20 protein-coding genes and 1 pseudogene are annotated in these 22,985 nt (G+C 38.8%); 10 read left to right on the forward strand and 11 right to left on the reverse strand.

Annotated features, from left to right (window positions below):
* Positions 1–248: 248 nt before the first annotated feature.
* The 7 genes from MTN96_RS04675 (at position 249) to MTN96_RS04705 (ending at position 8,742) form a co-directional block, all read left to right on the forward strand.
* Positions 249–887, forward strand: coding sequence for a hypothetical protein (locus tag MTN96_RS04675; RefSeq protein ID WP_248530837.1), 639 nt, complete (start codon positions 249–251; stop codon positions 885–887).
* 126 nt (positions 888–1,013) lie between these two features.
* The gene (locus MTN96_RS04680) at positions 1,014–1,190 is read left to right on the forward strand and encodes a hypothetical protein (RefSeq protein ID WP_248530838.1); all 177 of its coding nucleotides are present in this window, start codon (positions 1,014–1,016) and stop codon (positions 1,188–1,190) included.
* Positions 1,191–1,195: 5 nt separating this feature from the next.
* Positions 1,196–1,786 (forward strand): hypothetical protein, encoded by a 591-nt coding sequence (locus MTN96_RS04685; protein WP_248530839.1) that lies wholly within the window; start codon positions 1,196–1,198, stop codon positions 1,784–1,786.
* Between the two features lie 178 nt (positions 1,787–1,964).
* Positions 1,965–3,452, forward strand: a complete 1,488-nt coding sequence (locus MTN96_RS04690) for an OmpA family protein (RefSeq protein ID WP_248450957.1) — start codon at positions 1,965–1,967, stop codon at positions 3,450–3,452.
* 261 nt (positions 3,453–3,713) lie between these two features.
* The gene (locus tag MTN96_RS04695) at positions 3,714–4,226 is read left to right on the forward strand and encodes a hypothetical protein (RefSeq protein WP_248450958.1); all 513 of its coding nucleotides are present in this window, start codon (positions 3,714–3,716) and stop codon (positions 4,224–4,226) included.
* A gap of 282 nt (positions 4,227–4,508) precedes the next feature.
* On the forward strand, positions 4,509–5,303 hold the full coding sequence (locus MTN96_RS04700) for a hypothetical protein (protein WP_248450959.1): 795 nt from the start codon (positions 4,509–4,511) through the stop codon (positions 5,301–5,303).
* A gap of 382 nt (positions 5,304–5,685) precedes the next feature.
* A complete protein-coding gene (locus MTN96_RS04705; protein WP_248530840.1) occupies positions 5,686–8,742 on the forward strand; it encodes an ATP-binding protein in 3,057 nt (1,018 codons plus the stop codon).
* 17 nt (positions 8,743–8,759) lie between these two features.
* Here MTN96_RS04705 and MTN96_RS04710 read toward each other — a convergent pair whose 3' ends face one another.
* The 6 genes from MTN96_RS04710 to MTN96_RS04735 all read right to left on the reverse strand — a co-directional run bounded on the left by MTN96_RS04710 (position 8,760) and on the right by MTN96_RS04735 (position 15,691).
* Entirely contained in the window at positions 8,760–9,599 is an 840-nt protein-coding gene (locus tag MTN96_RS04710; RefSeq protein WP_029773612.1) for a UDP-2,3-diacylglucosamine diphosphatase, read from the reverse strand.
* Positions 9,600–9,825: 226 nt separating this feature from the next.
* Complete coding sequence (locus tag MTN96_RS04715; RefSeq protein WP_248530841.1) at positions 9,826–11,550, reverse strand: proline--tRNA ligase; 1,725 nt, start codon at positions 11,548–11,550, stop codon at positions 9,826–9,828.
* A gap of 90 nt (positions 11,551–11,640) precedes the next feature.
* Complete coding sequence (gene tsaA / locus MTN96_RS04720) at positions 11,641–12,345, reverse strand: tRNA (N6-threonylcarbamoyladenosine(37)-N6)-methyltransferase TrmO (protein WP_248530842.1); 705 nt, start codon at positions 12,343–12,345, stop codon at positions 11,641–11,643.
* A 292-nt stretch (positions 12,346–12,637) separates the two neighbouring features.
* Positions 12,638–13,207 (reverse strand): outer membrane beta-barrel protein, encoded by a 570-nt coding sequence (locus MTN96_RS04725; protein ID WP_024033565.1) that lies wholly within the window; start codon positions 13,205–13,207, stop codon positions 12,638–12,640.
* Positions 13,208–13,446: 239 nt separating this feature from the next.
* Positions 13,447–13,911 (reverse strand): acyl-CoA thioesterase, encoded by a 465-nt coding sequence (locus MTN96_RS04730; protein ID WP_004586653.1) that lies wholly within the window; start codon positions 13,909–13,911, stop codon positions 13,447–13,449.
* Between the two features lie 133 nt (positions 13,912–14,044).
* Entirely contained in the window at positions 14,045–15,691 is a 1,647-nt protein-coding gene (locus MTN96_RS04735) for an electron transfer flavoprotein-ubiquinone oxidoreductase (protein ID WP_248530843.1), read from the reverse strand.
* A gap of 206 nt (positions 15,692–15,897) precedes the next feature.
* Here MTN96_RS04735 and MTN96_RS04740 point away from each other — a divergent pair, with 206 nt between their 5' ends.
* Positions 15,898–16,647: an electron transfer flavoprotein subunit beta/FixA family protein gene (locus MTN96_RS04740; RefSeq protein ID WP_004586651.1), complete on the forward strand. Its 750-nt coding sequence runs from the start codon at positions 15,898–15,900 to the stop codon at positions 16,645–16,647.
* Positions 16,648–17,574, forward strand: a complete 927-nt coding sequence (locus MTN96_RS04745; RefSeq protein ID WP_248530844.1) for an electron transfer flavoprotein subunit alpha/FixB family protein — start codon at positions 16,648–16,650, stop codon at positions 17,572–17,574. It begins immediately after the preceding gene.
* Positions 17,575–17,624: 50 nt separating this feature from the next.
* Here the strand turns inward: MTN96_RS04745 and MTN96_RS04750 are convergent, their stop codons facing one another.
* Together MTN96_RS04750 and asnS are read right to left on the reverse strand one after the other, a co-directional pair.
* A complete protein-coding gene (locus MTN96_RS04750) occupies positions 17,625–18,557 on the reverse strand; it encodes a PstS family phosphate ABC transporter substrate-binding protein (protein WP_248530845.1) in 933 nt (310 codons plus the stop codon).
* Between the two features lie 151 nt (positions 18,558–18,708).
* Complete coding sequence (gene asnS, locus MTN96_RS04755; RefSeq protein WP_024033570.1) at positions 18,709–20,106, reverse strand: asparagine--tRNA ligase; 1,398 nt, start codon at positions 20,104–20,106, stop codon at positions 18,709–18,711.
* Positions 20,107–20,553: 447 nt separating this feature from the next.
* Here asnS and MTN96_RS04760 point away from each other — a divergent pair, with 447 nt between their 5' ends.
* Positions 20,554–20,988, forward strand: coding sequence for an ATP-binding protein (locus tag MTN96_RS04760; RefSeq protein ID WP_004586647.1), 435 nt, complete (start codon positions 20,554–20,556; stop codon positions 20,986–20,988).
* Between the two features lie 18 nt (positions 20,989–21,006).
* Here the strand turns inward: MTN96_RS04760 and MTN96_RS04765 are convergent.
* The 3 genes and pseudogenes from MTN96_RS04765 to MTN96_RS04775 form a co-directional block, all read right to left on the reverse strand.
* Positions 21,007–21,464 (reverse strand): annotated as a pseudogene (locus tag MTN96_RS04765) (CatB-related O-acetyltransferase); the annotation flags it as partial.
* Between the two features lie 273 nt (positions 21,465–21,737).
* Positions 21,738–21,953: a hypothetical protein gene (locus tag MTN96_RS04770; RefSeq protein WP_055253664.1), complete on the reverse strand. Its 216-nt coding sequence runs from the start codon at positions 21,951–21,953 to the stop codon at positions 21,738–21,740.
* An 18-nt stretch (positions 21,954–21,971) separates the two neighbouring features.
* Positions 21,972–22,985, reverse strand: a complete 1,014-nt coding sequence (locus MTN96_RS04775) for an ABC transporter ATP-binding protein (RefSeq protein WP_248530846.1) — start codon at positions 22,983–22,985, stop codon at positions 21,972–21,974.

Here is a 22,985-nt window from a genome sequence, read left to right on the forward strand (position 1 = left end):
ACTATGATAATTTAAACGAGTCAGGTAAAGTGGCCTGACTTAAACAAACTGGTCTCCGATGAACTCGGGGCGATTCACTAAGCGCTAAAAATAAAGATATTGTCAGTACACGCTCTTGGCTTGGCTTTGTTACTAAAAAAAAGCATATTATTAATTCACAGTTATCCCTTGTTGAAGTAAGTGGCTTTACAACCGGTGAGTTTGAAAAATTCTTTGATCCAGAAAAGCCAGTACTAGAACATTTTTCAATGAAGTTTTTTAGTTATCCAGAGCTCACAATGAACGTTGCGACACTTTCAGATATTTTAAAATTAGTTGCTTTTTTAGAGGCGCATTTTGATACTGATTTGGCGTTGGTTGCTGGTAATCGTAGGCATAAATTAAGTATTGATGGTTTAAAAACTAAAAGCACAGAGTCAGCTGATATTCCTAATGACCGTTACTTTAAACAAAGTAACGGTGGTGAGTTAATAATAACTGCCAGACCCGTTACATCACCGCAATTTTGCTCGCTCTTAATGCTAATTTGGTTGTTTACCTTATTTACTATTTGGTTTTTATTTAACCATGCAGACCTTGTAGGAGCTCAATATTTACCAGCCGCTCTACAGTCAGTTTTATCGGTAGTACTCATTGTGTTAGGGGGTTATTTAAGTATGTTAGTTATGGGCCGTAAGTGGTTTAGCGTAAGCAATGGCGATTTAATAGTTAAAGCTACTGGGGTCAAAAACAAAGTTATAAAGCTAGACGATGTGTGGGGCTCTGCCAAAGTCGCGCGAAGGACTTACCTGCTAACTAAATCTGGCGCGATTTGTTTAGGTTACAACTTACCAAGAAAATATAGTATCGCCATACATGATTGGTTTGCAAAATCTATCAATAAGTAGGTACCTATATATTTGTAACCTTGAATGGCTGTATTAATTTAGGTACGATGACATCATAAACTAAAAAAGAATAAATTTTAGGCAAATAATCGTTACTTTAGCGGACTAATCAACAAGGATGGATTCTTGAAAATACCTCTATTTTACATCTCATTACTAAGCGTAAGCTGTAATTTTATAACACCATTACACGCAAAAACTATTCAGCCAACTACCCATATAGGCACGTGGCAAAATAAAGACGAAGACGGCGATGGGGTGGTTGATGATCTCGACGCTTATTCATATCATAGACTAGCTTGACTATTATGAATTTTATATCTGAAAAGCTTAAACATACATTTGAAGTCTGTTTTGCACACAAGCGCTGGGTGCCTTATACGCGAATAAAATCGTTTTTAGGTATGTTACTAGGAGCGTTTGTCTCCTCCTTTTTTATTGATGGTCAACCGAGTTACTCAAACGCAGACCAAACATTAAATACCATGTTTGTGGTTACCCCGTTTTTGTTTTTTGGTTTGGTGCTATTGCAATCCTCGTTACAAAAAACACTTTACAACGCCGATGTCTATGTTACGCCTTGTGCTATAACCATGCCGGACTTTAAAGGTGAGCGTGAGGTATTTATCGCCTTTAAAGATATAGTGGCAATGTATATTAATTACTTCCCGTTGACGCCGCTGCTGTGGTTTGGTCCTTACATAAGTACGCATTTAGCGATTAAAACAGTCAATGGAGAGCGTTATGGAGTACATACGTTTAATTTAAGTGACTATAAAGCAATTGTTAATTACTTAGCGCAAGTGCATAACGTCAAAACTAAACACCGGTTTTCATGGTGGACATTAACCTACTTATCTCTTTTCCCAATCGGGTTTTTATTGGGCTTTATTGTTTAATATACTTAAAAAACTAAGGAAAGATTTGAAATTGAAATTGAAATGTCTATCAATAATAATAAAATACTCATGCATACCCATATGTTAAGTTTTAATTTACGAGTTAAAGTATTAGAATATTTAACGTTTTCTAAATAAACTAATTTTTAGAGCCGAACCTATAAAAAAAGGAATTTTAATGAACAATAAAGTAATAAAAATACTCCAAATATTTATAATTTATCTAATTGGAGTATCAAGCGTACAAGCAAAGCCATTATTGTCACCGTATCCAAAAGCAAAGCTAGATAATTCAGTTACTCTAGCGGGTGAAGAAACTCAGTTAATGACAAAGTTTGATCCTAATGCAGAAAAATCTAAGCAGTTTGAGTTTACAAAATTGATTGGTGATACAGCTCATTACGCATATGAGATAAAAAATGTAGCTTCGTTAAAGGTTACAAAAAACTATGAAAACGCTTTACAAGATGCAGGCTTTAACGTGATTTACAGGTGTTCTTTGAGTGAGTGCAATTCTGGGAAATATAATAATGGTAAATTGATATCAGAAAAGACTAGTTATTTTAAAGCTTATACCTACTATAAAAAGCCTCATTATATTTTTGCTACAAAAGGAGGTGACGAACTTAAAGCCGCAATTTCATTATTCGTAGGACAACATGAAAATAAAACAAGAGTGCTATTAACCTCTGTGGATATAAAAGACATTGAAACAGGCCTTATCTCAGCTGATTTTAATGCATTCAAAAAACAAAATGACACAAAAACAACAAAACCCCCTCGCAAAGATAAAGGTGGGTCGTCTGATCACCCATTAATCAGTCGTTACCCCAGCAGTTACATTGAAGATTACAAACAAGTAGATTATGAAGAATTTAGCATTCCTATTGGTATTGCTGATAAAAAGACCAAAAAGCTTCCAACACTTGATGTAACTGGCGATTTAACACAAATTACTTATGTTGTGAAAAATGTGTCAACACTTAAAATTTATCATAACTATCTAAGTGCATTAGTAAAAGAAGGGTTTGAAACCATATTTTCTTGTCAAAAATCTAGGTGTGGTTATAGACCTACGGTACAAAAATTAGGGGATACTATTTCTATATCACAGGTCTACAATTACTGGAATCAGCCGCGATATAACGTAATGAAAAGCACATTTGAGGGGCAGACTACTTACGTAGCGTTTTTCATAGGCAACTTTGAAGGTGACTCTCGTATTCAGCTTTTAGTTATGAGAACCGAGCCACTAATAACGGGGTTAATAGAAACAAATAGCGATAAAGTACTAGAACAACTAAAGCAAAAGGGCAAAGCGTCTATTTATGGTGTACTGTTTGACTATGATAAAGCAGTTATAAAACCTGAATCTAAGCAATCTTTAGATGTGATAGCGCAAGTTCTTGAAAAAAATAAAAAATTGAGTTTATATGTCGTTGGGCATACAGACGACAAAGGATCTGCAGAATATAATCTAGACCTTTCTAAACGCAGAGCTAATGCGGTAGTTAAAACGTTAATCGCTGATTATGGCATTGCCAAAACAAGGTTAATCCCTCAAGGTGTTGGGCCTTATTCTCCGGCAGCGACTAATAAAAATGAGCTAGGGCGCGAGCTTAACCGTCGTGTTGAGTTAGTTGAAAGGCTGTCTGATGCAAATTAATGTATTTTAAAAATATAATATAACCAACTTAGTTAATGCTAAAAAGCTAAGTTGGTAATTTTTCAATGCTAAAAATAAAGATAGATAACATTTTCGCTAGTTGGAAAACAGCCACGCGCACTATGCTAATCTTAAGGATGTGTAAAGTAAGTATTTATTATATAAGTACTTAATACACATCTTTTTTAGCTTTTAGCTTTTAGCTTTTAGCGTTATCAGCACTAAATTATAAAAATTGGATAATTAAACAAGGATGGACTCTTGAAAACACCACTAATATATCTTTCGCTTTTAAGTGTTAGCTGTGCTTTTTGCACGCTAACCTATACACAAAATTCACATGCAAAAAGCATTCAGCCAACCACCTATATAGGTACATCGCAAAACAAAGACGAAGACGGTGATGGTGTGCCTGATGAGCAAGGTGACTATCCGTTTGAAGCGAGTAAAACTCAATACCCTGTTTATTTTGAAAAAGAACCTAACGATAACCCATCTGTTGCAACTGCAGTAAAGCTTGGTAAAGGTTTTAAAGTTAAGGGCGTTATTTCATCAAGAAGAGACAAAGGTGATTTATATGGTTTTAACGTTGATGATGGAACTATGGTCACTGCTGTATTTGAAAGTGCAGCTAAACGATTTGACCCGCAAGTTTATGTATCAAACTCAGAAGGCAGAGTAATTAGTAAGTATGTTATTAGTGAATATAAGAAATTGGGAAAACATATTGTTAACTTTCATATGTTTGAGGCAGGCCGCTACAGTTTGGCTTAATAGCATTTCGCTGACGCACTGGAGTGTTGATAGTGAAGCACTTGTGTTTTCATTATTAAAACACAAATACCCAGTATCGTTAGACAGAACAAGTCAAATGGTTTACCCACTTGAGCTTCATGTAGGATTATTCGTTTTTTTATTTATACTCATTATACTTGTTATGAACCTAGAAAAAGTTATGTCTATTTAATGTAATAGATACTTTAATATAGGCGCTAATAACAGCTTAATATAGCGTGTTATATCGCTTTTTAGCTCCTAAGTTTTAAGGATGAAATTTTGAAAAATATTGTTAAGTTAATAGTTTTTATCACTGTGGTTTTTTGTGGTTATGCACATGCGCAAAATAGCCTAACACTTAATTATCAAGTCACTAAAGAGTTAAATCATTTCGCACATATTAAAATAAAGGTCACCGATAAATACCTTCGTACAGATTATATTTTGCCAAATAAAACCTTTACAGAAATGACCATTAAAGATGATGGCCAATATATTCTAGATCATCAAAAAAACATTGCTTACAGAACTGATTACTCAGTTACGTATAAGCGCGCAGAGGATGCTTTAAAAGGAATGCTGCAATACGCTCCAGGATTTACCAAAGAGCAAATTTATGAAATGAGCTTAGATCCTAAAAATGACCCTAATAATTACATTGCTTATGAAAAGGAAGGAGATAACTTATTTGTAGGATATTTAGATGGTGATAAAGTAAAAACAGTTAAAATAAGTGCATTCCCAAATCAATTTATATCATCTACTGAATATACTTGGCTGTTAAAACGAGCAAAAGAAGATACTTATTTTGGAAAAGCGTTGGTTGGTTTTTTAGACGTGCCTTTAATAGACTTTATGCGCAAATTTAAATACGACACAGATCAATTACCGACGGAAATCTCACTGCACAATGAAGGAAAAGCTGTTTTTTTAAAGACAGTTAGTAACGATGACATAGATCAAGACGATCTTGAAATAGAGTCTAAGTTTATAATTAAAGACATAACGCATGAATCAATTCAATTTTTGAATAATTTAAAGAGTATCGCCAAAGAAACAGGGGTAATAGAATGAAAAACTTCACTGTAATAATTATTTCATCTTTAATAGCTTTATTCATATTGAGTTATGGACTTTTTTCGATGACTTTAGACACTGATTCTAGTCCATTAATCAACTATATCTGTATAGGGGGAGGGTTTACCTTTTGTGTGGCTATAGCGATATTTGTTGTAAAAGAAGGTTTGCATAACCAGAAGACTCCTAAGTAGCTCCTCGATTGAGCGCTTGTTCATCTTGGGTTAACTCTTTGAGGTGGTTATTTGTTTTGTCTAATACATTAGTACTTTAATTATTAAAAATATTAAAGTTAATAACGATAAGTAGTTAGTTTTGGGCTCCTTTTTAGCTTTTAATACTCTATACTGTAGCGAGTAAAATCTGTTGGTGAAGGTTAATGTTAGAAAGGAATGTATTTATAACAGCAGCAAAAGGTAATAAATTATTACTGGTTGCCATTATTGTTTTTTTAGTTATTGCATTGCCTTCGGTGTATGTGTTTGAAAAAAAAGTGCGCGCAGAGATATATAACGATGCACGTAGTGAACTCAATCGTGAGCTTGAAACAAAAGCCGCGTCTTTAAAAAATCATTTAAACGACAGTATTACCGCTATTCGCTTTTTAAACGCCACTCCACCTATTCAAGGTATATCTAGAGCGACCGACAATCAATTAATCGACCCACTATTACAAACTCCAATTGCTGTATGGCAAGACCGCCTTGCTGATATTTTTAGCGGGTTTATGCAAACCGACGATTCTATTTTGCAAGCACGTTACATTATGCTTGCTGAAAATGGCCAAGAGATAGTACGTGTAGACCGCTTTTTAGGTGACATAATTAGGCTAGAGGGCGCGCAACTGCAAAAAAAAGGCGGGCGAGACTACGTACTTAAAGCCAGTATGCTTGATGAAAAAAGCGTGTATATATCGCCTATTAACTACAACCGCGAAAACGGTGAAATACAAAAACCCTTTGTGAGTACATACCGCGTAGCTAAGCCTGTTTTTGATCATTTAAAGCAAGTGTTTGCAATTTTAGTGACAAACTACTCCGCAGATAAGTTATTTGAAAGTTTAACGTTTGAACTTCCACCTGGGATTAATATTTATTTGCTTAATAATGAAAGCGAATTTTTATACCACCCAAACCCTGATTTACGGTTTGGCTTTGAATTTAACCAAGCCAAAACCTGGAGCGATGAATTTAGCCCCACACAAAACATGAACTCTCACGAAACATTGTTAATAGGTGATGCGCCAAAACAGTACTTTTTAAATAAACGAGTAAGTTTTGAAGGCGATATTGCCATGCTGCCGTTAGAGATGGCCGTTTCTATTGATTCTGAAACCTTGTTGGAACGCGTTGCAAAAAGGCGCGAAAGTTTTATTGCCATCACCGCCACATTTTTTACTATATTTATAATTATAACGCTGTTATATCAGCGTTATATTAATCGCAAGCTGCTTATACACTCTTTAACAGAGCAAAATAATAAAGTGATTGAAAATTCACTCGACGCTATTTTTACCATAGACAGTGATGAAACCATTATTCACTGTAATCAAACGGCTAAAAAAGTTTTTGCAAGTAGGCTAGGTAATGACAATACACGCTTTAGTAACTTATTTACCCTTGCAGATGAAGATAAAAACTGCATTAGTGAAACCATAGAGCACGGCTCTAAAATGCCATTTGAAGCGGTTTATACTGGTGATGATGGCAATAAAGAATACTACTCAATCACGCTGACCAGCGTATTTGATGTATTTAGCAATCGTTATCAGGTTGCTGCTATTTTGCGTAATATCAGCTCGTTAAAGCAAACTCAATCACAGTTACAGGGTTTAAATAGCACGTTAGAGTTAAAGGTATCTCAGCGTACTGTTGAACTTGAGCGAGCGATTGACCAAGCCCTTGCCGCAAGCCAAGCAAAAAGTGACTTTGTAGCCAATATTTCCCACGAAATACGCACACCCATGAACGGTGTTTTAGGTATGCTTGAAATGCTAAAAGAAGACAGCCTCACTGAGCAACAGCAACATTATTTAAAATTAGCTAATAGCAGTGCGCACTCGTTAATGAATTTAATTAATGATATTTTAGATTTTTCTAAAATTGAAGCGGGCAAGCTAGATATTGATAATCACTCGTTTGATGTTATCTCTGTCTGTAGCGATATGATTAATTCAATTGCGCTGCAGGGCCAACGTAAAGGGCTAGAGGTCTTTTTAAATACCCAAAACGTGGTTGATAGAATGGTTATTGGTGATAGCCATCGCCTTAAGCAAATTTTAATTAATCTAATAAATAATGCGTTTAAGTTCACGCATAAAGGCGAAGTAAGTTTAACCTTAAACTCTAAATACATTACCGACAGTAAAATTTTAATGAGCTTTATAATTAAAGACACCGGTATTGGTATTGCCCCTGAAAACATCGATAAACTGTTCGATGTGTTTACCCAAGAAGATTCAAGCACAACGCGCCATTTTGGTGGCACCGGTTTAGGGTTATCTATATGTAAAAAATTGGCGCAATTAATGGGCGGTAATATCACCGTTAGCAGTGAAAAGGGCGTAGGCAGCACCTTTATTGCCACGGTAGAGTTACATGTGGCGCAACAGCAAAAACTTAATACTGGCATTGAGCTTTCTAAAGAAGTCAGTGTAGCGGCGCTTATTGCGCGCGATAACGTATTTAAAAATGTATGCGGATTATTAACTCAAACCTGTAAAATTCAGCCAAGCCATATTACAAGGCTCGACTACTTTAGTGAACACAGCGAATTTGATGCCGATTTACTGATTATTGATGACGAACATCCGCAAGTTAATGCGCTAATAAGCTACTGCGAAAAGGCAGATAAAAAATACGTGCTTATATTGCGAGACATGGTGGTTAATAAGCAATCTAAAAAGGTGTTTCCTGAGCATAGCCACATTTTGCACAAACCACTTACGCAAGATCAATTTACCTATAAGCTAGGCAGTATTTTTGGCGCTAATAATGAGTTTGTTTTAACCGCGCCTAAACAAGCAAACGACGTAGAGCCAGAGCCTGAGTTGTCTAAGTATCATGTATTATTGGTAGACGACAACATGATTAACATTGAGGTAGCGAAGGCTATTTTAAAACGCACTGGGATAAAAATTACCTGTGCAAGTGATGGTATAGAAGCACTCTCTGCCCTTAAATTTAATCAAGAGCAACCGTTTGACTTAATTTTAATGGATTGCCAAATGCCTAACCTAGATGGCTACGATACCACCAGCGAGATAAGAAATGCTAAAGCTGGGGTTGAGTATATTAGCATTCCAATTATTGCCATGACCGCAAGTGCAATGGAAGGCGATAGAGAGCGTTGCATTACCGCCGGCATGAATGATTATATTACCAAGCCAATAAAGCCTAAAACACTTAAAAATAGGCTACTAACCTGGTTAAACTAAATGGGCTAAGTCAGCAGTTACGCTGCTGACTTACTTGGTTTGGTATCAGTTTGAATAGGTTTAACTAAGCTGGTTACATCGGCTGTATCAAGTACTTTTTGCGTATCAGACCAATGCAACAGCTCTATTTTACCGTTTGGTTGCTCAACTAATGCGGTACAGCTTTCAATCCAATCACCATCATTACAATACACTATGCCATCTACTACTTTAATTTTAGGGTGATGGATGTGTCCACAAATAATGCCATCGACCTTTTGTTTTTTTGCCTCATGTATAGCGGCATCTTCAAAAGCGGCAATGGCTTCACGGGCTTTATGTACGCGTGCTTTTATCCATGCAGCAAGTGAATAGTAGTTACCGCCAAACACTTTACGAACTCGGTTAGTCCAACGATTTAAAAACAGCAGTAAGTCGTAACCTGCATCGCCTGCAATACTTATGAGCTTGTTGTAGCGGGTTGCCGAGTCAAAGTCATCACCGTGGATCAGTAAAAAGCGCTTATTGGCTTTAGTGGTATGAATAAACTGCTGGTGGACTTCTACACCAAATAAAGTTTGATTTATGTAGTGGCGAAAGGTCTCGTCGTGGTTACCAGGTATGTATATTACACGGGTGCCATCAAGGGCTTTTTGTTGTATACAACTAAGCACTTGGTAATGAGATGGGTGCCAATAAAAACTGCGCTTCATCGACCACAGATCAACAATATCACCCACTAAATAAAGCGTATCGCATTCAATTGAATTTAAAAAATCTAATAAATAGTCGGCTCTACAGTCTTTATACCCTAAATGTACATCCGATATCCAAACGGCTGGATAATGTTGTTTTTTACGCTGTTGATTGTTTGTCATGCCCGTCATCCATAGTGTAATAATTAAACACTGTAGATAAATCTAATGACACTTATGAGACACTTTAGCGAAGCCTCGATGACAATTTATATCAAACCAGCTAATTAAAGTTTATTGGCTGGGAAGGAGATTAGGTGAGCGGTTTTATACATTATCATTAAACGCGCATAAAAAAGGCCGTATGTTTAAATGCGGCCTTATAAGTTTGTTTTAAGCGTGGGTGTTATTAACCTTTAACTGCCGCTTTTATAGTCTCTATTGCGGTGTCTAAATCAACTATTAACTTTTCACTGGTACGGCGATTTTTAAGCTCAACCTTATTTTCATCAAGATTACGCTCACCAATCACTAAAGTATAAGGTACACCCATTAATTCCATGTCGTTAAACATAACGCCAGGGCGCTCTTTACGGTCATCAAATAAAACATCTAGGCCTGCATCTTTTAAACCTTGATATAGATTATTAGCAATATCAGGAATACGATGCGACTTATGCATGTTCATTGGCACAATAGCTAAATCAAATGGGGCAATAGATTGTGGCCAAATAATACCGTAATCATCATTATTTTGCTCAATAGCCGCTGCCACAATGCGCGAAACACCAATACCGTAACAACCCATAGTCATTACTTGGTTTTTACCCGACTCGCTCAGTACGCCTGCTTTCATGGCTTCTGAGTACTTTGTACCAAGTTGGAAAATATGACCAACTTCAATACCGCGTTTAATTTGTAAAGTACCTTGTCCACACGGGCTCGGATCGCCTTCAACAATGTTACGAATATCAGCAACTTGATATTCTTTAACATCGCGATCCCAATTAATTCCGCTAAAGTGCTCGTCATCTTTATTAGCACCGGCAACAAAATCTGCCATTACATTAGCAGTTCTGTCTACAATAATTGGCATTGATAAACCCACCGGGCCAAGTGAGCCTGGCTTTGCACCAATAGCCGCAACAATGTCAGCCTCAGTGGCCATTTCAAGTGGAGAATCTACAAGTGGGTGCTTTTCAGCCTTTAATTCGTTTAACTCGTGATCGCCACGTAGTACAAGCGCAACTAAACCACGTTGTTCGTTTTCATCTGGCGTACCGTACACAATTAATGTTTTAACACCGCGGTGTGGTTTAACGCCGTAGTGCTTTCTAAGCTCGCTAATTGTTTTAGCATCTGGTGTAGGAAACGCTTTAAGCTCTTTAGATGGCTCAGGACGACTTTGAGTAGGAGCTAACGCTTCTGCTTTTTCGATGTTAGCTGCATAATCGCTTGCATCACTAAAGGCAATCGCGTCTTCACCTGATTCAGCAAGTACATGAAACTCATGCGATAAGCTACCACCAATAGAGCCTGTATCAGCAAGCACAGGGCGGTATTCTAGGTTTAAACGTTCAAAAATATTACAGTACGCTTTGTGCATTACTTTATATGTGGCATCTAAACACGCTTCACTTAAATGAAATGAATACGCGTCTTTCATCGTAAATTCACGTGCACGCATTACACCAAAGCGTGGGCGTCTTTCATCGCGCACTTTAGTTTGTACTTGGTACAAAGTAACAGGCAGTTGTTTATAGCTGCTAATCTCTTTACGAACAAAATCTGTAATTACTTCTTCATGCGTAGGACCTAGCGCAAACTCACGGTTATGGCGGTCGTTAAAGCGCACAAGTTCAGGACCAAATTGCTCCCAACGGCCAGACTCTTGCCATAAATCAGCAGGTTGAATAACCGGCATCAACATTTCTATTGCGCCTGCTTTATCCATTTCTTCACGAACAATATTTTCTACTTTACGAAGCACGCGTAAACCAGAGGGTAACCATGTATATAAACCCGAAGCGACGCGACGGATCATACCTGCTCTAAGCATTAATTGATGCGAAACAATTTCAGCATCTGATGGCGTTTCTTTAAGTGTTGCGAGTATATATTGACTGGTACGCATGATTTTTCCGAAATTAAGTAATATGTTCTTTTTAATAGGGCGCTAAGTTTACCAGCGCTTGCTTTTACACTAAAGCGCTAACTGCACTTTTTAGTTATTTTCTATACTTGTTACTAAGTTATGCTCGCCGTTAACCTGCCAGCGTATATTATAATTATACAGTGTCATACCATAACTTTGCTCGCCTTGTTTTTGTTTTTTATAGGCAGGGCGTGGGTCTTGTTTTAGTACATTAGCAATAAAATCTTCAAGCTCAGGGTAGTGTGTTTGCTTGGCAATAAAGTCAATTGCCTCGGGTGAAAACGCGACGCTCATTTGTGTTTCTGGTCGGGTATCGGCAAAACCGGCACTGGCGTCATGCATTGCATCTGAATACGGTAAGTAAGGCTTTATATCGACAATAGGCGTGCCATCGAGTAAATCTATACCAGCAAGCAGTAAACTAAGTTGGCCGTTTTTATACTCAACGCCTTCAAGTTTTACAGCGCTCATCCCAATGGCGTTGGGTCTAAATGTGGCGCGCGTTGCAAAAACACCTTTGCGCTCATTGCCGCCTAAACGTGGTGGGCGCACCATAGCTGAATACCCTTTATCGGCGGTTTCATGAAACCTAAATAACAGCCAAACATGGCTAAATTCTTCAATGCCTCGCACAAATTCTTCACGATTAAACTCAGCAGTAAAAATAAGTTTGGCTTTAGCTTGAGGCACTAAACGTGGTTGCCTAGGTATTGCAAACTTTTGTTTATAAGGGGATTGAATGTGGCCAACAGCCGAAATGCTATAATCGCTCATAATGCTCAGTTAACAAAAAAATAGGGCGCTATTCTACCTCTATTTAGTATTTATAGCAGTACAGTTAATGCGTTATATTTTAGACTAGCTGGTTTAATTGGGTATTAGACTAAGCGGTTTAAAATATAGTAATTAGTGTTTATACCAATCTGCTTAATTAAGTGGAGTTATTTTGAGGCTGGAGCGACACGTTTAGCCACGCAAAATGATTAACTATTATTGCGGATGGGTATTATGTATAAGCAACAAAAAGGTGAGCACATGGCTCACCCTTAAGTGTTTTAAATGCTAATTAAAACATGTATTGAATTGATACTGATGCAACATCCATTTCTGGGTCAATTTCATCATCTAGTTCGTAGCGTTCGTACTCTAAGCGCATTTGAACATTGCTAGAAAACGCGTATTGAATACCCGCGCCGTAAAACACGTCGCCGCCGTCTTGTGATGCTGAAATGCTACCTACAGGAAGCTCTTGCTCTACATCTGCATCCCATTCAAACCAACCACCTTTAGCATATACTGAAAAGCTTTCAGAAAGCGGAGCCGCTAAAATAGCTGCTAATGACACACCATCAACTTCTGCTTTGCTGTCGATGTCGCTCACTTCATCAAAGTTTTGATAAGCTAACTCAACGCTAAAGTGTTCGTTAAATTGTGTACCAATGTAACCTTTTAGCATTTGTGCATCGTCATCAAATTCAGTGTCGTTTTCGCTGTCTTCAAATTCAAATGAGTATTGGCCATAACCAACACCTGTATAAATGCGAGGAGAATCAAAATCCGTAATGTCAGCGTGTGCTGCAGAGTTAAAACCCAGTGTTGCTAAAGCAATTGCAGAAAGAGAAAGTGTTTTAATCATTGTATAGCTCCTTTAAAAAAATAATAAATGTTTGATTTAACTTATCAAACGACAATTAGTTATTGCAGTGAGCATGCCAACAATAGACTGTGGTTACAAAATAGCCGCAAAAACGACTTATACGGCATTTTTACGGCTATTTTGTATTTTTTATAAGCAGGGTGAACTTTTTTAGTTTTTTGTTTTCTAAGTAAAGGTTGTACCTTTTACACGGTCTATGTGAATTTTACATTGTACTTTTATACTTTATGAAGCAAATTTTCTGTCTCAATTGCAATTTGTTTCATTTTAATAGCGTAGTTTTCCAATTTAATATCTTCTTCTGTTTGTGCTTTAAAAGCAGGAACCTCTACCGGGTAACCTGTTTCGTCCATTGCTACAAAGCTAATAACACAGTGGTTTGTTTCTACCATGTTTTGAGTTTTAGGATCGCCACACCGTACCTGAATAAATATCTGCATACTTGTTGACCCTGTATGCGCAATTTTTGCTTCAACTTCGACAATTTGCCCAACCAAAATAGGGCGTCTAAATTTAACCCCAGCAACAGAAACAGTAACGCAATAATGGCCGCTCCAACCTGCAGCGCAGGCATAACCCGCTTGGTCAATCCATTTCATGACCACACCACCATGAACCTTCCCACCAAAATTTACATCGGTAGGCTCTGCTAAAAAACGAAATACAACATTTGACGACGGCATATTAAATACTCACTTTATGAAACTTACCTATGAGCATACCGTAAAAAAGGGGCCGAAGCCCCTGCAATTTAGGATAGGTTTATAATTTATATGTAAAAGATAGGTTTTTAATGCACCTTTGTGCATAAAATAGTTACATATTAGGGTAGTTTGGCCCGCCAGCACCTTCGGGTGTTACCCAAGTAATGTTTTGGCTTGGGTCTTTTATGTCGCAGGTTTTACAGTGCACACAGTTTTGAGCATTAATCACAAACTGATCTTCACCTTCAATTTGTTGCACTTCGTATACCCCTGCAGGGCAATAGCGCTGTGCGGGCTCGTCAAACTTTATTAAATTAACCGCAATAGGGATGGCGGGATCTTTAAGCTTTAAATGGCAAGGCTGCGACTCTTCATGGTTAGTATTAGATAAAAACACGCTTGAGAGTTTATCAAAGCTAAGTAGGCCATCAGGCTTAGGGTAGTCAATGTGAGGGCTGTTAGCTGCATCTTTTAGCGTGTCGTAATCGGGCGTGTTGTCTTTAAAGGTAAAGGGCAGTGCACCGTTGAAGATGTTTTGATCAAGGGTATTATACGCCCCCCCAGCAAACTTACCTAATGTATGCATAGCGGGGCCAAAATTACGCGATTGGTAAAGCTCTTTATAAGCCCAAGATTTTTCAAACGCGTTTTTATAATCAGCTAAATCAGTATTAGCTTGGCCACTTTGGAGCGCTTTAAAAATAACTTCTGCCGCCACCATGCCCGATTTCATTGCGGTATGGTTACCTTTAATTTTGGCAAAATTGAGCGTACCGGCATCGCAACCTATTAATAAGCCACCAGCAAAATGCATTTTAGGCAACGAGTGAAGGCCGCCTTTTGCAATTGCACGGGCACCATAGGCAATGCGTTCACCCCCTTCAAGGGTTTGCTTAAAAACAGGGTGGTGTTTCATTCGCTGAAACTCATCAAACGGACTTAAATGCGGGTTAGAATAATTTAAATCAACAATTAACCCTACAACCACTTGATTGTTATCGCAGTGATACATAAAAGAGCCGCCATTGGTATCGCCACTTAGCGGCCAGCCCGTACCATGCACTACTTTACCTTGCTGGTGCTTACTGGCATCTATTTGCCAAATCTCTTTAAAGCCTAAGCCATAGTGCTGTGGTGACACATCTTTATCAAGCGCAAACTCGTTGATAAGCTGTTTACCTAAATGCCCGCGACACCCCTCAGCAAATACAGTGTATTTAGCGTGAAGTTCCATACCTGGCATATAACCATCTTTTTCATTGCCGTCTTTATCAACGCCCATATCGCCCGTAATAATGCCTTTAACGGTGTCTTGCTCAATAATTAAAGAGTGAGCGCTAAAGCCTGGGAATATTTCAACGCCTAAATTTTCAGCTTGCTCGGCAAGCCATCGGCACACATTGCCCATAGAAACAATGTAATTACCTTCATTATGAAATGTTTTAGGGGTCGCAAAGCGAGGGAGAGTAGTGGCTTTTTCGCTGTTATTAAACCAATAAATTTCATCCTGTGTCACTTGTGTAGTGATGGGAGCGCCTAGCTCTAGCCAGTTAGGCAAAAGCTCATCTAAGGCTTTGGTTTCAAATACCGCGCCTGAAAGAATATGCGCGCCTACCTCGGAGCCTTTTTCTACCACACAGATAGTTTGTTCTTGTTGTTTTTCTTGCGCTAGCTGTGCGAGTTTAATTGCACTGGCAAGGCCCGCTGGGCCGGCACCTACAATAACTACATCAAATTCCATGGTTTCACGTTCGACCATAATAACCTCTTAATCAATGACGGGCTTAGCTAAATTAGATAAGCAATGCAGCCTTTTTAATACTTGCACATTAAATGTTACAGGCTGTGAATACTTTAAGATTATTTTAGGTTGACGTTTACGTCAACAGGAAGTAGTCTGAATTCATAAAATAAATAGGTTGACGTACACGTTAGCTTGTAGGTTTAAATATAGATGGAGTTCCTATGAAAGTTCTCGTTCCAATAAAAAGAGTGATCGATTACAACGTTAAAGCACGCGTAAAGGCTGATAACAGCGACGTTGACTTAGCAAATGTAAAAATGGCAATGAACCCATTTTGTGAAATTGCGATAGAAGAAGCCATTCGATTAAAAGAAGCGGGCACTGCAACAGAGGTTATAGCGGTAACAATTGGTGCAAAAGCAGCGCAAGAGCAGCTACGCACCGCTCTTGCATTAGGTGCAGATAAAGCCATTCACATCGAAACCGATGAAAAATTAGAATCGCTGCACATTGCTAAATTATTAGCAAAATTAGTTGAGCAAGAAGCCCCAGAACTAGTTATTTTAGGCAAGCAATCTATTGACTCAGACAACAACCAAACAGGCCAAATGCTTGCGGCTTTAACTAAGCGCGGCCAAGGTACGTTTGCCTCTAAGGTGGATATAAACGGTAACACAGTGAATGTAACCCGTGAGGTAGATGGTGGCTTGCAAACTGTTGCACTAAAACTGCCCGCTATTGTAACTACCGATTTACGCTTAAACGAGCCTCGCTATGCATCGCTGCCAAATATAATGAAAGCAAAGCGTAAACCACTCGATGTTATAGCAGCAGATTCGTTAGGTGTTGATTTAACACCCCGCGTACAGCTAATAAAAGTAGAAGAGCCGGCTAAGCGCAGTGGCGGTATTATTGTTGAAGATGTAGCCCAGCTGGTAGAGAAACTTAAAACAGAGGCAAAGGTGATTTAAATGAAAACACTTGTAATTGCAGAGCACGATAACGGTGCACTAAAACCAGAAACCTCAAAAACAATCAATGCGGCAAGTAAATTAGGCTTTGATATAGATGTACTTATTGCGGGTTTAAATGTAGGCGCAATGAGCGAACAGGTTGCCGGTATTGAAGGTGTAACAACTGTACTCACTGCCGATAATGCACTTTATCAGCATCAGTTAGCTGAAAATATGGCCGAGCTTGTTTTAGCTATTGCCGATAATTATACGCATATTGTTGCCAGTGCAACCACCACAGGTAAAAACTTTATGCCTCGCGTTGCAGCGCTTTTAGATGTCGCGCAAGTGTCAGAAATAATAGAAGTAATAGATAGCGATACATTTAAACGGCCCATTTACGCCGGTAATGCAATTGCCACGGTTAAATCGCTTGATAGTAAAAAAGTGATCACCGTACGAGCGAGTAGTTTTGACTTACAAAACCAACAATCACCTGCCAGCATAAATGCATTAGATACGCTAAGTGATACTCAATTAAGTGACTTTGTAAGTGTTGAACAAACCGAGTCAGAGCGTCCTGAGCTAACTGCAGCAGAGGTAGTTATATCGGGTGGTCGTGGCATGCAAAATGGTGAAAACTTTGCTTTATTAAACGGTATTGCTGACAAGTTAGGCGCTGCGATTGGTGCGTCTCGTGCTGCCGTTGATGCAGGCTTTGTACCTAACGATATGCAAGTAGGGCAAACAGGTAAAATCGTAGCGCCAAATCTGTATATTGCCGTGGGCATAAGTGGTGCTATTCAACATTTAGCAGGTATGAAAGACTCAAAAGTTATTGTGGCGATTAATAAAGACCCAGACGCACCTATATTTCAGGTGGCTGATTACGGCCTGGTTGCTGATTTATTTGAGGTATTACCGCAGCTTGAAAACGCGCTATAAACATATTCTGGTTGTAAAGCCGCGGTGAACTTAGGTTCCTGCGGCTTTTTTTATTCCACCTCAAGCATAGAATAATGATGCGCTGACAAAGTATCTAAAACACGCTTATTTTTTAATAAATTGAGCAACACCTCTGCTTGTTCTACAGAGCGGCTAGATTGGCTATTTACCAATAAAATTAGGGGGCGAACAAACGTATATTCACCATTTTTAATAGTTTCATCTGAAACGTTAACGCCATTGATACCCAGTAAATTTATTTTATTTATTTTTTTAGAGCCAAGCAGCTGCGAGACTGCACCGTAAGAGTCAAAAGCAATGGCATTGGGCATGCGTTGTACTATGCCAAGGGCTTGGTTAAATTCGTCATACATCTGCACTTCCATTTTAGGAAATAACCCGTGGTTACCTGCCTGCTTTAGTTTAATTGTATTACCATTTGGAACCCGCATAAAAGATAGGTTTAAAAACTCTAATAAAATATCAAAGGTGCCATGGTTATAGGCCTTACTAAACAGAAGAATTTTATTATCTCTTTGTGTCTCTGGTTTATAATCTGGGTTAACTTCTTGCCACGTTTTATATTTGCCCGCGTAAATGTCGCTGAGCTGCTCTACGCTTAGCGAATCAATGTTATTTTTTTTGTTAGTAAAAAATACCAGCGCATCTTGCGCAATAACAATTTGACGTACATGAGGGTATTGCTCTTGCTCTTCATTGGTTAAATAGCGCGAAGAAGTACCAATATCAATAATGTTTTGTGCTATGGCTTTAATGCCTTTAGTACTGCCCATGGAGCGGACTTGCATGGCCGTATTTGTTTGCTCTTCATAATTGGGCTTTAATAAAAGCAACAGGTGCGAGACCGAAGAAGAACCGCCAATAAGTAAAGGCTTGTGAACGGGGGCGATATCAGAAACTGACGTTGCAATGTTAGAGGAAGAAAGCAGAACGGTGGCTGCTAAAATAAGGTTTTTTATCATGCTATTAGCCAAATAACGAATACGTTATAAAACTATAGTTCAAAATTTATAAATCTCTAATTTATAAACAGTATTCAACAAAGCCATAATTAAAAACAACAGGCATTAAAAAGCCAGCAAAAAAGCTGGCTTTTAAAATCAATTAATTTGATTAGTACGTTGCGCTGCCTTTAGTACGAGGGAAGGCAATTACATCACGTACGTTGCCCATACCTGTAACATAAGCAACTAGGCGTTCAAAACCTAAACCAAAGCCAGAGTGTGGCACGCTACCGTATTTACGTAAATCGCGGTACCAGCTGTAATCTTCTTTGTTTAAGCCCATTTCATCTAAACGCGCATCAAGCACATCAAGGCGCTCTTCACGTTGTGAACCACCAATAATTTCACCAATGCCTGGTGCTACAACGTCCATAGCGGCAACGGTTTTACCGTCTTCGTTTTGGCGCATGTAAAACGCTTTAATATCGCGCGGGTAGTTTTTAATAACAACCGGTGCTTTAAAGTGCTCTTCAGCTAAGTAGCGCTCGTGCTCAGATTGTAAATCTACACCCCATTCAACGGCGTACTCAAACTTTTTACCACATGATTTAAGTATTTCTACGGCGTCAGTGTAATCAACTTGGGCGAAGTCTTTTTCTACAAACTCTTCTAAACGGCTAATTGCTGTTTTTTCGATACGTTGTGCAAAAAATTCCATATCGTCACGGCGCTCTTCAAGTACCGCTTTAAATACGTACTTAAGCATGTTTTCAGCAAGTTTTGCAATATCTTCTAAATCAGCAAATGCTACTTCAGGTTCAACCATCCAAAACTCAGCCAAGTGACGAGACGTGTTTGAGTTTTCTGCACGGAATGTTGGGCCAAAGGTGTAAATTTTTGACATAGCCGATGCGTATGTTTCACCATTTAACTGGCCAGATACCGTTAAAAAGGCTTCTTTACCAAAAAAGTCTTCGCTGTAATCAACGTCGCCTTTATCAGTGCGTGGCAAGTTTTGCATATCAAGTGTTGATACGCGGAACATTTCACCTGCGCCTTCACAGTCACTGGCTGTGATGATTGGGGTGCTGATCCAGTAAAAGCCTTGCTCGTGGTAAAAACGGTGAATAGCTTGCGCTAAACAGTTACGCACACGTGTTACCGCACCTATCATGTTTGTACGTGGGCGAAGGTGAGCGTGCTCACGTAAATACTCAATGCTGTGGCGCTTAGCGGCCATAGGGTATGAATCTGGGTTTTCTACCCAACCTAAAACTGTTACAGAATTAGCTTGAATTTCAAATGACTGACCTTTACCTGCAGATTGCACTAACACACCAGTAACCGACACAGAACAACCGGCTGTTAAGCTAGTAACTTCATCATAATTATTTAGTGAATTAGGAACTACCGCTTGAATAGGATCAAAACACGAACCGTCATGAACGGCTAAAAATGATATTCCTGCTTTTGAATCGCGGCGTGTACGGATCCAGCCTTTTACTGTTACTTGGCTGTCTACCGCAACATTGCCTTTTAATAGCTCTGAAATCGCTAAATGGCTCATCTTCACTCCAATGATATAAGTTGCCTAACTGTATAATATTAACTACTCAACGCAGCGGTTAAATTTAGTGCGTTGAACTTGAACCGTGTATCTTACCTAGTTAAATAAAATAAAAAAACTATTGTGAGCAACTCTTTAAAAGTTTTTATGCAAGTGGGTTACTTTTAAAGCGTTTTTTGCTTTAAATTACCACTATTGTTATTTGGTGCTCTGAAATTTAGTGATTTTGTGGCATTATTACTGCGTGTTGACTCTACGGATTGAAATTAGCCAACCTTAAGGCTATTCAATCACCGAGCAAAATTTGTAAGCTAGTGGGCGCGCTAACTGCTTCAGCGTTATTATAATGGCTTACAATGATGAAATAATAAGTAACAATTAAGCCGGTAAATCAGCACATCATAATTTTAACTATTTAATATTTACCATTACCCAGAAATGGATGCTATGAAACAAGTTTTTATTTTAAGAGGGCTACCAGGAAGTGGTAAGTCTTACTATGCACAAACCCTAGCCGATGAGCTTGGTGGAGTAGATACAAGCCAGTATTTAATATGTTCAACCGATGACTACTTTGTCAATGAACAGGGCGAGTATCACTTTGATAAATTTAAACTACCGCAATATCATAATTTAAATTTAGCGCGCTTTATAAATGCTTTAGCGCAAAATATTCCGCTTGTAATTGTTGATAACACCAATATAAAAAAATGGGAGTTTATTGCGTACTCTCAAGCAGCACATGCACTTGGTTATCAAGTTAAAGAAGTTATTGTTGGTGAAGTAAAAGACAAGTCTATGCAGCATTTATACGCTAAGCGCAACACGCATAACGTGCCTTTAAAAACCATTAGTAAAATGGCGTACATGTTTGAGTGGTAGGTGAGTATTACTTATGGGTTATTTAAGCTTTATTAAAGCGCTTAAATCACATTGAGTAATGGCATCTAGATGAGCAGTGATTTTTTCATTGCTCCAATCCCACCAAGCTATATCTAATAACGTACTTATTGTGTTGCTATCAAACCTGGGCTTAATTACTTTTGCCGGATTACCACCTATCACGCTATAAGGGGCTACATCGCAGGTAACCACCGATTTACTTGCAATGATAGAGCCACTGCCAATATTTACCCTTGGCATTATGGTTGCGTCATAACCTATCCATACATCTGACCGATAACTGTATTGCCTTTAAAGGGTAACTCGCCAGCCTGTGGGGCCGATTTTTCCCAGCCGTTGCCAAATATAAAAAATGGATAGGTAGAAAACCCCGCGGTTTGATGATTAGCGCCGTTCATTATAAAGGTCACGTTTTTAGCTATAGCGCAAAACTTCCCAATAAGGGTCTGTTTACCTTTCAGGATTAAAATTTGTTCAAACTAGTGGCAATTTAATCGCGGCGCGAGGTTTGTGACCTAGTGGGCTAAGTGAAAACGGAGCAAAGCTTCCGCATCCTGCTCACGCCCCTTACCTACATCCATGTAGGCAACAAAGAGTTAATTGCCCCTAGGCAGAACCCTTCGGGCAGTGCGTGTTTGGTCTTTATACTGCGTTATCGCCTATTTATGTGAAATAACCACACTACATAGGCTCTGCCTTGTCTAAAAACCAAACACACTACTGCAAATTTAATCTCGAAAGATAAACAGACCCTCTCGATCACCAATAAAATCGAAATGGTAAAGGACATTTTTTTCGAAGTTTTCAGGGCCGTCAGGATCGTCGTAATAGGTATAATCACCCACCACTATATTAGGCGAGGTAATAAAGTTTTTTAAAAAGCCAACCTGAGGAAAGCCCTCAACAGGGGCAGGGTTATTTGGATTAGGGCCCTGTTTAGACATAGCTACCTCATAGTTTAATTATTGTTTTTTATACACAGCCAGCGGGTGAGTAGTAAAAATAGATACATGAACGCTGTCACCCGGATTAACCACAACCTCGTGGCTTACACGGCTAGTAACGAGCGTATTACAGCTTAATTTAACCGCACATAAACGGCTGCCACCTTCAAAGCGTACCCAAACAACTTCACCGTTAGGTTGATTTAAGTTTTGAATAAGTTGTACATCGTCAGGGCGAAGCAACACATCTACATCGCCACTTTCGCAGTCTATTCCTTGCCCTGGTGCTACGCCAATGCTAGTGGTTGCTTGGCCATTTTCAAACTGCCCAGCAATAAAGCTTGCCTCACCTAAAAAGCGTGCTACAAAGCGGTTGTTTGGCATGCTAAAGCATTGTTCAGGGCTGTCGAGCTGTTGTATTTTACCGTTTTGTAATACACCTACACGGTCACCTACCGAAAGCGCTTCTTCTTGGTCGTGAGTAACCCACACGGCAGGCACTCCCGCTTCTTTTAGGGCGTTTCTTATATCCCAGCGCAGCATATCTTTTAATGCGGCATCAAGGTTAGAAAGTGGTTCATCAAGTAACACAAAATCTGGCTGGTGAGCAAGTGTACGGGCAAGTGCTACACGCTGTTTTTGACCACCAGAGAGGGTGGCTGGCTTTTTTGCTCTAAAATCATTTAGACCAAGTAGTTTAATCCAATGATCGGCAATGGCGGTGTCTTTTAATCTAAAACAAATGTTTTGCTCAACCGTTAAATGAGGAAACAATGCAAAATCTTGAAACACCATACCAACACTGCGTTTTTCAGGGGGCACATTACGTTTTGGTGTTGCGCGCCATTTGCCTACGTTTATTTCACCCTCGCTAATGGGGATAAGCCCTGCAAGTGCTTGCAATATTGTACTTTTACCGCAGCCCGTAGGGCCTACTAGCATGAGAATTTCATTTTCACCTAACGATATATTTAAATCGCTTACTACACGGTTACTGCCGTAATCTATAGACAACTGGCTTACAGATAGCAT

The organism is Pseudoalteromonas sp. 2CM28B, assembly GCF_023161935.1.